Genomic DNA, 11,488 nt, shown 5'->3' on the forward strand with positions numbered 1-11,488 from the left:
ATCACCGACCTGCTGCCCTTCAACTTCGCCGAAACCGCCGCTGCCTGAACAGGCCAGACGCCGCCCCCGATACGAAGGCCATCCGTCAAAAGCGCAGGCGTCAACGTGCGGGGAAAATCGCGCTTACGATTGACTCCTTGCCGGACATGATCTTGCCCGGCTTGGCTTACGCGGCTTCGCGTCGACAGCACATTCCGCGCGATGCGGTGCAGGCCGTAGTGACGTACTGCGGGCCGTTGTTCTTGGAGAGGTGCCTCGGGCGCGTTCGTTCGCGAGAGTTGTTGAAGCTCTATCCGAAACCCGCCGCGCTTTCCGGGCTCGTGCGTTATGACGCCTAACGCTTTTGTTATCTCACAGACCTAACAATCTGTGGGTGAGATATTGCCATGCAACACCTGAACGGTCAACCTAGCACTATACCGGACTTTTCGTGTGCCGAGCGGTTTGGCAATCTCCCTGAAAGACGCGTCGCTAGGGGTAGCGGCGCGAAGCCAAGGGGCAGGGGAAATGCAGAAAGTCGAATTTACCGTAGCAACCCGAGTTTATCTGGACGAGTCGACCGGCTTGGTGTGTCGAGATCGCCTCGTGCGGGCCGGGCGCAATAAGTTCTATCTGATCGAAGAGCCCGACAGTGCGAGCGGGCGGGAGGTCGCTCGGGCTCTCAGTCTGGAAGACGTGTTCGATTGGTACAGAGTCGAGCCCTGGCAGATCACTCGCACGGTGATCGGGGGCAGTAACGGAAATGCGTATGAGTGATCAAGACGGCGTGCCTGCTGATCTGGGGCGCCTCATGCAGTTGGTGGTAACCCGACATGTATGGGGGAAAGGGCTCACGGCGGAGCAGATGCAAGAAAGACTTGCGTCTGCTCTCGACGAAGGCCGCACCCATCTCGTTTCTGTTCGCACGCTGGTGAGCGGCCGATTGGAGGTCGAATTTGACGCCAAGCTAGGAGAAGTTGGGCGGGCCTTCGAAGAGGCTTCGAAGGCGACCTCCCGCAAGCTCAGCTAGCCTCCGATTTCCAGCCTGCTCAGCTTTGCTAGTTTCCAAGTCTACAATCATAATCTGCTGGACCCTATTCTTAGGGACTTTTTCAACGAAGGTTTTGACCATTTCCATATCGGCAGAAGCCTGTGTGATTGCATAAATCTCACGCCCGACAGCCGTAAGAAATAGACAAGGTATTTGAAATTGAATGGGGCCGTTGAGGATGACTGCAACCGTAAAAGCCTTCCTGAACGTGAAAGAAATAGGTGTGAGCTGACCTTCTTGGAGATGCTTCAAATCGTACTGCTTATGCAATTGGCCGCCTACGCCGGTGATTAGTCCGCAATCTTGAATATTGAGAAGCTCGCTGAATTCGCCGCCCTGATTGGGTGGGAATGGAATTGAATCAAACTCGATCACCTTGGAAGACCATTCCTCGAACTGTTTCACTACGATTTCGTCCAACTCGGAGACGAACCGAAGCGTTCGCAATGAGAATTGCTTTGGCTGCCGCAATTCGCCAGCCAATATACGTCCCCACATATCTTGAAGACGTTCCGACGAGGTATCTTCGGCGTAGCGCTCGAAAACGTTCAACCAATCATCATCTAGCTTCGTCGTTTGCGCGATCGGTTCGTCAGCCAGATGTTCAATGGTCTTCCTCGCGATGGCCTCACGATTCGTTTGCCGTCGAAGCTCTTTAGCCAACAACGTGTGCGCCGCGCGTTGAATAATCTCGGGGTCATCCTTAGCAAACGAGGCCGCTGCGTCGCAACGGCTTTGCTGACCACACTCTTGGCGTCGGTCCTATCTTTGATGCCTTGTGTCACCTGCGCCAGCCAAGCTGCCGGTATGTCAGCTGCGCCGCCTATCAAGCGCGAAATGGCTTCGCCAGCAGGACCTGCGATCAACTTGGGGAGGTTCAGTTCATCTAAGAAACTGCGGTCAGGAGGTACGATCTCGTTTCTCATGCAATCAAATTTCCTGGCTCGGGCAACTGTTGAACCTGCCGTGCATCACGCCCCGAACATACCCGCGCGACACCGCGGCGACTAGCGCTGATGCTTGCCCGCCACTAGCGAAGCGGCTTTTCGCGTATCGAAAGTGTGCCGATAGCGGCTCATGAATTTTCTGATATGCGAGTAAGTGCTGCCGCTGCTGATTGAACTCTCAATCTGTTGGTGCCAATCAGGGGCCGCATCTAGGACGACAAGTGAATCTACTATCTTTTCGCATACGAGTTCGCGGGCAACTCCAACGAATAATCTGCCATTCACTGCGGCCGCATACACTTCCAGGAAGTTGAGATACTCCACGAATGCGTGACGCTGCTTCGCCGGATCGTCTTGCGAATCGGCTAGCGCGGCCTCGCGTTCGTTCATGGACTTCAGAAAGTCTTGAATGTGCTGAAGAGTCGTCGCCTTGCGGCTGCGCCAAAACTGCCAACTGCTGAGAAGCAGACCAATAGCTGCGGCGGTGCTGGCGCCGAGCTGCGCATATGGAAGTAGATCAGCGATTGGCAAATGGGCTCACGCCGCTCTAGCTTTTATCGGGTTTTGCATTCGAACTCGCAGGTGCGTTTGATGGTGAAGGCGCTGTCCCACTGCCATTTTGAGCTGAAGGGGCCGCAGCAGGCGCATTACCCAGCGCGGTGGCTAGGTTGGCTGACGACAGGCCTTTCTTGAGCAGGGCTTCCTGCAAATTAGCGGTGCTCACCCCGCCTTGAATACCGGGTCTCATTCCACTTAAGGGCATTTGGCTACCCAAGCCACTGAGATCGATCGGTTTGCGCATCTCGTCTTCTCCGAATCAGTAGGTTTCACCCAGGTGACGATATCCGCATTGCGATCACGTTTGACACTGAACGTCGGACGATAGCTGTGGATGGTGATTCGTGCTGAATTCACTGCCTGCTGTGTTCTCAATATGTTCCCAACAAGTCAAGGTTGACGGGAGCGACAGGTGCTTCCGTTAGATTTTCGTTTGAGGCTTTATGAGCGACTTTTACGAGATTGATTTCTTGCCGGTGCATACGTCAAAGAGCGGTGATGCGATTGCTATCCGGTACGAGATCAATGGCGCGCAATACATTCACGTTGTGGACGGCGGTTACACGAGCACGGCCCCGGACCTCGCCAATCACATTCACCAGTTTTACGGCAGCGGCATTATCCACCGGGTCATAGTTACGCACCCTGATAAAGATCATGCGGAGGGCTTGGCTTCGATCCTTGAGAATTTCCAGGTGGGAGAGCTTTGGATGTTGCGCCCTTGGGATTACGCGCAACCGCTCTTGCCGTATTTTTCCCGATACAATTCAGCCGCTAGTCTAGGGTCGAGGCTGCGAGACGCGTATCCTTACATAGCGAAGCTCGAAGAGATCGCGTTGCGAAAGGGCATTCCCATCCGGGAGCCCTTTCAAGGGGAGTGGATTGGACCTTTTCGGGTCTTAGCCCCATCTCGGGGGCGATATTTGCAGCTCCTTATAGCTTCAGAGAAGACGCCGCAGCAAACCGCAGAGTCTGCCGGAATTCTATCGGAGTTCATGAAGCTTATTGAACCGGTCGTCTCATTTATCAAGGCAGGATGGGGCAGCGAACGATTCTCCAGCGAGGAGACTAGCGTCGAGAACGAGATGAGCGTCGTGCAATTCGCTTACCTGAATGGACACAAGATCGTTCTTACAGGTGATGCCGGACGATCAGCCTTGACTGAGGCAGCTGAGTTTGCGCCGCAAGCCGGGCTCTACTTGCCCGGCGTAGACCGTTTTCAGGTACCTCATCATGGGGGACGCCGCAACGTTTCGACGGAACTGCTAGACCGATGGCTTGGGCCGCGTCTGGTTCAACTGCTGCCGGACGGCCAAGAGCTTTTCACCGCAATGATTAGCGCCGCAGATGAAGACGAGGAGCACCCGAGGAAGGCCGTGCGGAGGGCTATGCTGCATCGTGGTGCGTTGATTTGTACCACTGAGGACGGCGCTTTCAGTGTCTGGAATAACGCTCCCTATCGCGGTTGGGGGCGTGTCGCCAACAAGCCATATCCCGACGAACAAGAAGAGTAGCAATGAAGAGGGCAGCTAAAGGGGCAAAAGAGAAATCTCTCAAAGACCAGAATACCGCATCACTCGTCACCATCTTAATAGTCAACATCGCCCTTTTTGCCGCTGCGCTTAAAACAGACCAATTAGTGGCGGCGGACTACTAGGAGAACCCATGTCGCCATTGGAAGCAATTGTCAGTTGGCTAGAAAAGCAAGACTCCGAGATGCAGGAAGAGATTGCGGGCCTCACAGCGTTCTTGTTGTTCGAAAGCGACGATGTGCTTCTGACGGGTGGCCCGGAGCAAACTCAAGACGCTTAAGCAGTGGCTGAGCGAACCGAATTTATCGCCGTACAGGGCGGTAGGCCGCGCAGTTCGCTTCCGGGCCTGCTTTGAATATTTTGGCGAAGGTAGATTCGTCGACTCGGGTTGGAAACAGTCGGAGAACATGTTCCGTGAGGCCATCGCCGAAGCTACACGTGATCCCCACTCCGAAGCAGCTCGGTTCGCTGTGAATGCCCAACAATTACTGAACAACCTTCCAGCCCGGAAGGAGAGGTGGCGTCAAGTCGGTCTCTCCTGGGGTGAGCTTGCCCGAACTCACCTGACAAACGAGACGCTCAGCGATTGGAGCGCCTCTGCGGGCGCGAAAGGGCTGTTCAAAAAAGAACCCATTGAGGTCACGGGCGTTGTGATCAAGCCAGGCTCCTAAACGCTGCCGACAATGGCATGATGCGTGAGCGCCTCCGTTCTGTCGCGGGAGATCCCCATCGCCCGCGCCTAGGTCGTGACGACCGGGAGCAATCGTGCTCCCGAATCGTCCTTTGCTGTTGGGCAGCTTTCTGTTCTGGGTCTTTCGAGGCTTTAGCCCGAGAATGAGACTAGCCGAATGCACCCAACGTATTGGCCGGTTTCACTGATATTCGCGCGGCAGTTTCGCGACGGCCCGACGGAGCATGATTTCGATGCACCGAACGCAGACAGACTCGCCGTTTCCGGCCGGAGGGTCGACGACAGTCAACTTCTCTGGCGAGAACTCCTCGTCGCAGTGATCGCAGCGGACAGATTCGGGTAAGCTCATGTTGATTCGCACCAGAGATTAGACCGCATGGTTGAACAGGTTAGCGGCCGAAAGTTGTTTCACCTCACCGAAACGAAGCCGTATAAGCAAGCGTTGGCCTTGGGCCAAGTTGTCAAGCTAGGGGAAAGCGACACCCATTTTTTGGTTTTTACGAGGGCTCTCGGACCTACCCTGTGACGAACCAGAACGGAATAACTGTCGAGCTGCGTGCGGTCGAGTTCCTCAAGCAGGTTGAAGCTGGGCATGTCAACTGCCCGATTTTGCCGACAATCGCAGTCGAAGTGGCACGGCACTACTCATGCTTTGCCGCGAGCTGATAATGGAAGACATCAGGCTTGCAGAGTTCAAGGGCGGGCCGCCGTCCCGCCAACGCTGCTTATACGCCTGCGAAACGCCGGAAGAGGCGCGCTACTGGAAGCAGCTTGTCGGACTGGGTAGCACGGTGTGCGAGTTGACCTGTACAGGTACGATTCATCGGGCGGATGCCAGTCACTTACTTGCTGACAGTGAGCCTCTTTCCGTAACGAGAGAGGGGGCTCGCAAATACTGGCGGGGCGAGGCGGGCGAGAGTCCCCAATGGGAGACCCTGTTCGTGGGCGATGCCCAGGTGACAGGCTTCGGCCTGTGAAGGGGAAGCGTGTTCGCTACGCGGCTTCTTTTTCAGCGGCATCTCTACGCCGCAGGGTTCGGCCAATGTACTCAGCGATTGCTTCAACGGCTGTTCGCTTCTCAGCCTGCATGTCGTAACGGTCATAGGTCTTTCCGCTGCCGACAATGGCATGATGCGTGAGCGCCTCCGTTGTGTCGCGGGGAATACCCATGGCCCGTGCCCAGGTCGTGGCTGACCGGCGCGCATCGTGCGGAGACCATTCGGCCATCTTCAACTTCAGCCGAAGGCGGCGGACCGCCTGGGACAGAGCGTGCCGGTCAATCGGCTTCTCGCCTTTGCCCGCGTAGACGGGAATCCACAAACGAAAATTGCAAGGTTTGGGGGCCTCAAGCCCCCAATCCCTGCAATCTCAAATGCCGCCGCAACCGGAAAACTGACTCCTGCTCAATCGCTTAGAGCCTTGTTCACGGACGACTCCGCACGCTCCCGCTCCAGAATCACAAGCACAAGCATTGAATACGTCTGCCTACCGCGTTCGGCGAAACGATCGAGATGTCGGACTTGATCATGCCTTCAGAACGGGAGCCTCTTCAGTCGCCGCTGACACGCGATGGTAGAAAGTCCGGCCGGTTCGCCGGTGGCAACGCCAGCGCGCGCTCCGCCGGTCCTATTTGTCGTACATGGGCCCGTTTATGAATGTTCTTGCGCCACAGCATCGCGTCAATCGGCTTGCCGCCCCAATGATGAGACAGCCGGACTGCGCTGCACGTGCAGCTATGCCTTCAGTGGGGGCGCTTTGTTGGTCGCACAATCGCGGCCTCACCTGGCGGGTGTGCCCACACTGTGCCCCGACTTTTTTCGGGCACACGGAAAGGGAATGCAAGTCATAAGTAATTGAGATCAAAGGGTAATGGTGGGCGCACAAGGGATCGAACCTTGGACCTCTCCCGTGTGAAGGGAACGCTCTCCCGCTGAGCTATGCACCCGGGACCATCATGCAGGCGACCCGAGTTTCGGCCGGCCGGCGCATTGGAGCCCGCGATTTAGAAGTGCGGGCCGAAGGTGTCAAGTTTCGAGGCGCCTCAAGACGTTAAAAGCGGCCCGAAAACCTTCCGGAGACCACGCAATCCGGCGGTAAGACCGTTTTGGGGCCGCTTACGCGCCCTGCTGGCGGGCGCGGGAGGCGTGGGCCTGGAGCGCGCGGATGCGTTCGGCGAGTGTTCCGCCGCCTTCGGGCAGGGTGCCCGCGGCCGTGCCGTTGCTGGCGGCGTCGTTGGCCGGGCGCGGCGCCGGCCTCGGCGGCTGACCGGCCTCGGCCGCAAGCAGGGCCTCGATCGGCGAGTTCGGGCCTTCGAGCTGCATCGCGAGCTTGGCCACTTCGGCGGCGATGTCGTTGATGCGCTCGCGCAGCAGCGCGTTCTCCATCCGCTCGGTCGCCCAGGAGCTCTCGGCCTGCTGCTGGATCGCGTTGATGTCGCGCTGAAGCTTTGCGCGCTCGTCGCGGGCGGTGCGGAGCTGCTCCTCCAGCGCGGTCTTTTCCGCGCGGAGCGATTCCATTGCGGCCGACGATTTGCCGCCGCTCAAGGCCGCGATCTCGACGCGCAGCTCCTTGACGGTACGCTCGTTGCCTTCATTGGCCTGGCGGAGCTGGTTGTTCTCATAGTCGCGCTCGGCGAGCAGCTTGCCCTGCGTGGCGAGGCGGCCTTCGAGGTCGGCGACGCGACCCGACAGCATCTCGGCTTCCTTGACCTGCACGATGAGCTGGCGATCGAGCTCGGTGACGCGCTGGCTCAGATTCTCGACGCGGCCGCGCGCATCGCCGAGTTCGCGCGAGACGGTCTCGGATTCGGTACGTTCCTGCGTCAGCCGCGCCTGCGTCGCCGCAAACTCCTTCTCGGCGTCGCCGACGCGGTTCTTCAGCTCTTCGATCTGCGCGCGGACCGCGACCAGCTCGACCTGGCGGCTTTCCGCCATCATCGAGCGGTTGGACAGCTCGAAATTGATTTTTGCGAGCTCGCCCTGCTTGTCGGTCAGCGCATGCTCGGCGGCGCGCAGCGCCTCGGTCTTGGTGTTGAATTCCTCTTCGGTGGCGCGGAGCTGCTCCTTCACCGCCTTCTCGCGCGCTTCGAGCGCGAAGATCGTGGCGTTCTTCTCGCCGAGCTCGATCTTCATGCGGTTGATGGCGTCGCTCTTCTTGCCGAGCTCGGCGAGCTGGCTCGTGGTCTTGTTCTTGAGCTGGTCGACGCTCATCTCCAGCCGTCGCGCCGACATGGCAAATTCGGCGCGGAGCTGGTCCTTGTCGGCCTGGATCTCGGCCATCGACAAGGGCGTGGCGGCCTCGAGCCGGCGCGTGGTCAGGCGCACCGCGCGGTTATGCACCAGCGGCACAATGGCAAGCCCGCACAGCATCGAGAGCAGGAAACCGATCGCCAGGTACATGATCGGTTCGACCATGGGCCAGAACTCCCAAAGCTAAGGAAAAATTTACCAACGACATTGCATGCGGGGCCGGCAAAAAGCCAGCCCCGACATGTCGTTAACCTTGATCCGTCGCCGGAGGGGAAAGCGGGGCGCTAGAACGGGTTCCAGGTCGCGCGCGGGGTGAATTTCAAATAGCCGATATTGGCTCCCAGCCGCAGGCCGAGGCCCGAGCGGATCGGCACCAGCACGATGTTGTTGGCGGTGAGCGCCGTCATGCCGAAGCCGCCGATGATGTAGGCCGAGCCGTCGAGGCCGGCGAAGCGCTGATAGATCGCGTTGGTGGCGGGCAAATTATAGACCAGCGTCATGGTGCGCGCGCCGTCGCCGCCCCAGTCGAAGCCGAGCGAGGGGCCCTGCCAGTAGACGCGCAGGTCGCCGGCGTTCTTGGTGTAGAGCGTGCCTTCGCCGTAGCGCAGGCCGGCGACGAACGCGCCAGAGCCTTCCTCACCGAGGATATAGCCGTTGGGCAGGCCCCATTGGCTGACCGCCTTCTCGATGATCGAGGCGAGGCCGCGCGAGACGTTGCCGAAGAAGCGGTGGCCGGCCGTCACGAGTTCGTCGGGCCCATAGGTGCTGGGCGTCTGGGTCCGCTGCGGCGGCGGCAAATTGGGCGGCGGCGCCTGCTGGGCGGCGGCCGGCACGATCAAGCCGACCATCGCGGCAAGCGCGAACGCAGCAAGGCGTGATGCGAAAGTCATAAAAGAACCCCTGGTATCGAAATCGGTCGCTTCCTTAACCTGCCGCCAACAGGCGCGGCTCTAGGTTGCGCCGGATGTCCCCTCGACTCGGATGTTATCCGCAGCAACTATGACGGCACAACGGCAGGAAGCCAGCCCTTTGCGCCCCGGAATTGCCTTGATCGGCCTCCTGGTCTGCTTGCTGTCGGGCATTTGCATCATCTGCGCGGGGTTGCCGGCGCAGGCGGCCACCACCGAGCGGATCGTCGTCAACCGCTTCAGCGGCGTGGCCATCGAGGGCTTCGATCCCGTGGCCTATTTCGTCGATGGCGGCGCCGAACAGGGCACGGCGGAGTTCGAGGCGAACCTGTGGGGCGCAGTCTGGCGCTTTCGGAACGAGGGCAACCGGGCCTCCTTCCTGGCCCATCCCGAGGTCTACGGGCCGCAATTCGGCGGCTACGATCCGGCCGATATCGCCCGCGGCGTGACCACCGCCGGCAATCCCCGCTTCTTCGTGATTGCGGCGCAGCGGCTCTATCTGTTCAGCCGGGAAGCCAATCGCGACGCCTTCGCCGCCAATCCGGAGCGCTTCCTCTATGAGGTGGGCAAGCGCTGGCCGGCGCTCCAGGACAAGCTCAGCCAGTAGCAACCACCGCCTGCGGGTCACCCCAGGCGATGAACTCCGGGATGATGAATCCGCCATCGTGGCGCTCGCCGAAGCGGAGCTCGCCGCCCTTGCCGTCGGTCACCCTGCCGCCGGCCGCGGTCACGACCGCGCAGCCGGCGCCGACGTCCCATTCCGAGGTCGGCCCGAAGCGGGGATAGATGTCGGCACTGCCTTCCGCGATCCGGCCGAATTTCACGGCCGAGCCGACCATCTTCCTAACGGCATTGGGCCTGTTATCGATGAATGCCTCGCTTTTGGGATCGCCGTGCGAGCGGCTCACCGCCGCGATCCAGGGCTCGCCCGGCCTCGGCAGCTTGCGGGTGCGGATCGGCTCGGCAGCGCCGATGGTAGCGCCGTCAAACCTCACCCGCTCGGCGCCCCGGCCGACGATGCCGCGCCAGAGCAGCCCGAGCGCCGGGGCGCTGACGATGCCCAGCAGCGGCACGCCTGAGGTCACGAGGGCGAGGTTGACGGTGAACTCGTCGCGACCGGCGACGAACTCCTTGGTGCCGTCGAGCGGGTCGATCAGGAAGAAGCTGTCGCGGAATGGCGGCGAGGCGAGCTCGGTCCGCTCTTCCGACAGCGTCGGGACGTCGCCCGCAAGCTGCGCCAGCCCGTCCGCGATGATGCGGTCGGCGGCAAGATCGGCCTCGGTCACCGGCGAGCCGTCCTGCTTGCCGTCGACCCGCATCGCCGCGCGGTTGACCGCGAGGATGGCTTCGCCCGCCTTCACCACCAGCGCGGTGAGCGGCTCCATCAGGTGGGAGGCGGCCGCCCCGTCGATGATCCGCTTCACCTGCATGCCTCATTCATCGGCAATCCATTCCTACTCGAGTGATTCGCCGCGGCTTTATGGCCGCTTCGAACCGATCGCAAGCTAGCTGCCACGGGGGTGCGAATGTTAGAACCCGCGGCATTCGTCGAGCATGCGTGATTCGCCGCGTCCGCGCCGTGCAATTCCAGGAACCCTTTATGTCTGACGCTTCGTCACCCGCCACCGCTACCGCTCCAGATGCGCTCGAACTCGCTGCGCTCCTGTGCTCGCGGGTCTGCCACGATCTCATCAGCCCTGTCGGCGCAATCGTCAATGGGCTCGAAGTGCTCGACGACAATCCCAAACCCGACGATCGCGAGTTCGCGCTCGACCTGATTCGCAAGAGCGCGAAAACGGCCTCCGCCCGCCTCCAGTTCTGCCGCCTCGCCTTTGGCGCGGCCGGCTCGTCCGGTGCGCAGATCGATCTCGGCGATGCCCAGACCATGGCGCGCGGCCACATCGAGGACGGCAAGTGCTCGATCACGTGGAATCTGCCGCGGCTCCTGCTGCCGAAGAATCGCGTCAAGCTGCTGCTCAACATGCTGGTCGTCTCGCAGCACACGATCCCGCGCGGCGGCATGCTGACGATCGACCCGATCGGCGAGGGCGAGACGATGAGCTTCCGCATCTCCGCGACCGGACATAATGCGCGCCTGCCGCAGAACATCTCCGAGCTCCTGAGCGGCGAGCGCGGCCCGGCCGCGGATGCACACGCGATCCAGCCTTATTATACGCGGCTGTTGGCGGAGGCCTGCGGGCTCACCGTGAGGCTCGCGCACGAAGGCGAAGCCATCACCATTATCGCTTCGTAAGCGCGCCGCCGCTCGCAAACGTTAATCTATCCTTTACGAGGCGCTTCGGCTTGTCCGGAGCGCCTTATCTATTTGTTCGTTCCGTTCTTTTGCACATACTCAACCATTATTAAACGCTTTGCGGTGAAGCTGGCCCCATTCCGAAATGGCGCATCACGTCGCGTGCGCGCCCTCCCTGTATGAAGGCCTGTTTTCATGGATGATCTGTTGCGGGAGTTTTTGACGGAAACCAGCGAGAGCCTGGACACTGTCGACAATCAGCTGGTGAAGTTCGAGCAGGAGCCGAACAACGCCAAGATCCTGGATAACATCTTCCGCCT

At 60.2% G+C, this 11,488-nt stretch carries 15 protein-coding genes, 1 tRNA gene and 1 pseudogene; 8 read left to right on the forward strand and 9 right to left on the reverse strand.

Annotated elements, in window-relative coordinates; all coding sequences use genetic code 11:
* Positions 1 to 338, forward strand: a 338-nt coding sequence (locus QCM77_RS44475; protein WP_280096967.1) for a hypothetical protein, incomplete at its 5' end; no start/stop codon positions are given.
* Between the two features lie 169 nt (positions 339 to 507).
* Positions 508 to 756 (forward strand): hypothetical protein, encoded by a 249-nt coding sequence (locus QCM77_RS44480; RefSeq protein ID WP_280096968.1) that lies wholly within the window; start codon positions 508 to 510, stop codon positions 754 to 756.
* 190 nt (positions 757 to 946) lie between these two features.
* On the opposite strand, the gene QCM77_RS44485 is transcribed toward QCM77_RS44480, so the two are convergent.
* The 3 genes from QCM77_RS44485 to QCM77_RS44495 form a co-directional block, all read right to left on the reverse strand.
* Entirely contained in the window at positions 947 to 1,720 is a 774-nt protein-coding gene (locus tag QCM77_RS44485) for a DUF2806 domain-containing protein (RefSeq protein WP_347882447.1), read from the reverse strand.
* Positions 1,721 to 2,037: 317 nt separating this feature from the next.
* The gene (locus tag QCM77_RS44490; protein WP_280096969.1) at positions 2,038 to 2,508 is read right to left on the reverse strand and encodes a hypothetical protein; all 471 of its coding nucleotides are present in this window, start codon (positions 2,506 to 2,508) and stop codon (positions 2,038 to 2,040) included.
* A gap of 16 nt (positions 2,509 to 2,524) precedes the next feature.
* Positions 2,525 to 2,779 carry a hypothetical protein gene (locus QCM77_RS44495; RefSeq protein WP_280096970.1) on the reverse strand — a complete coding sequence of 85 codons (255 nt, stop codon included), beginning with the start codon at positions 2,777 to 2,779 and terminating at the stop codon, positions 2,525 to 2,527.
* Between the two features lie 199 nt (positions 2,780 to 2,978).
* Between QCM77_RS44495 and QCM77_RS44500 the strand changes: the two genes are divergently transcribed.
* From QCM77_RS44500 to QCM77_RS44515, 4 genes are all read left to right on the forward strand, one after another.
* Positions 2,979 to 4,049 carry a ComEC/Rec2 family competence protein gene (locus QCM77_RS44500; protein WP_280096971.1) on the forward strand — a complete coding sequence of 357 codons (1,071 nt, stop codon included), beginning with the start codon at positions 2,979 to 2,981 and terminating at the stop codon, positions 4,047 to 4,049.
* Between the two features lie 2 nt (positions 4,050 to 4,051).
* Positions 4,052 to 4,192: a hypothetical protein gene (locus QCM77_RS44505; protein WP_280096972.1), complete on the forward strand. Its 141-nt coding sequence runs from the start codon at positions 4,052 to 4,054 to the stop codon at positions 4,190 to 4,192.
* Between the two features lie 8 nt (positions 4,193 to 4,200).
* Positions 4,201 to 4,347, forward strand: coding sequence for a hypothetical protein (locus QCM77_RS44510; protein WP_280096973.1), 147 nt, complete (start codon positions 4,201 to 4,203; stop codon positions 4,345 to 4,347).
* A gap of 1,058 nt (positions 4,348 to 5,405) precedes the next feature.
* A complete protein-coding gene (locus tag QCM77_RS44515; RefSeq protein ID WP_280096974.1) occupies positions 5,406 to 5,735 on the forward strand; it encodes a DUF2441 domain-containing protein in 330 nt (109 codons plus the stop codon).
* A 16-nt stretch (positions 5,736 to 5,751) separates the two neighbouring features.
* Here QCM77_RS44515 and QCM77_RS44520 read toward each other — a convergent pair whose 3' ends face one another.
* The 5 genes and pseudogenes from QCM77_RS44520 to QCM77_RS44540 form a co-directional block, all read right to left on the reverse strand.
* Positions 5,752 to 5,928 (reverse strand): site-specific integrase, encoded by a 177-nt coding sequence (locus QCM77_RS44520; RefSeq protein WP_280096975.1) that lies wholly within the window; start codon positions 5,926 to 5,928, stop codon positions 5,752 to 5,754.
* A gap of 263 nt (positions 5,929 to 6,191) precedes the next feature.
* A pseudogene (locus QCM77_RS44525) lies at positions 6,192 to 6,344 on the reverse strand (ArsR family transcriptional regulator); the annotation flags it as partial.
* Between the two features lie 284 nt (positions 6,345 to 6,628).
* A tRNA-Val gene (locus QCM77_RS44530) sits at positions 6,629 to 6,703 on the reverse strand.
* 169 nt (positions 6,704 to 6,872) lie between these two features.
* Positions 6,873 to 8,171, reverse strand: a complete 1,299-nt coding sequence (locus QCM77_RS44535) for a coiled-coil domain-containing protein (protein ID WP_279668757.1) — start codon at positions 8,169 to 8,171, stop codon at positions 6,873 to 6,875.
* A 119-nt stretch (positions 8,172 to 8,290) separates the two neighbouring features.
* Complete coding sequence (locus tag QCM77_RS44540; RefSeq protein ID WP_279668756.1) at positions 8,291 to 8,896, reverse strand: DUF1134 domain-containing protein; 606 nt, start codon at positions 8,894 to 8,896, stop codon at positions 8,291 to 8,293.
* A 139-nt stretch (positions 8,897 to 9,035) separates the two neighbouring features.
* Here QCM77_RS44540 and QCM77_RS44545 point away from each other — a divergent pair, with 139 nt between their 5' ends.
* Positions 9,036 to 9,521 carry a YHS domain-containing (seleno)protein gene (locus tag QCM77_RS44545; protein ID WP_279668772.1) on the forward strand — a complete coding sequence of 162 codons (486 nt, stop codon included), beginning with the start codon at positions 9,036 to 9,038 and terminating at the stop codon, positions 9,519 to 9,521.
* On the opposite strand, the gene QCM77_RS44550 is transcribed toward QCM77_RS44545, so the two are convergent.
* Positions 9,511 to 10,344: a 3'(2'),5'-bisphosphate nucleotidase CysQ family protein gene (locus tag QCM77_RS44550; RefSeq protein ID WP_279668755.1), complete on the reverse strand. Its 834-nt coding sequence runs from the start codon at positions 10,342 to 10,344 to the stop codon at positions 9,511 to 9,513. The genes QCM77_RS44545 and QCM77_RS44550 overlap by 11 nt on opposite strands.
* Positions 10,345 to 10,514: 170 nt before the next feature.
* On the opposite strand from QCM77_RS44550, the gene chpT reads away from it, so the two are divergent.
* On the forward strand, positions 10,515 to 11,168 hold the full coding sequence (chpT, locus tag QCM77_RS44555; protein WP_279668754.1) for a histidine phosphotransferase ChpT: 654 nt from the start codon (positions 10,515 to 10,517) through the stop codon (positions 11,166 to 11,168).
* Positions 11,169 to 11,488: the final 320 nt, after the last annotated feature.

This window comes from Bradyrhizobium nivariense (genome assembly GCF_029846695.2).
GTDB lineage: Bacteria > Pseudomonadota > Alphaproteobacteria > Rhizobiales > Xanthobacteraceae > Bradyrhizobium.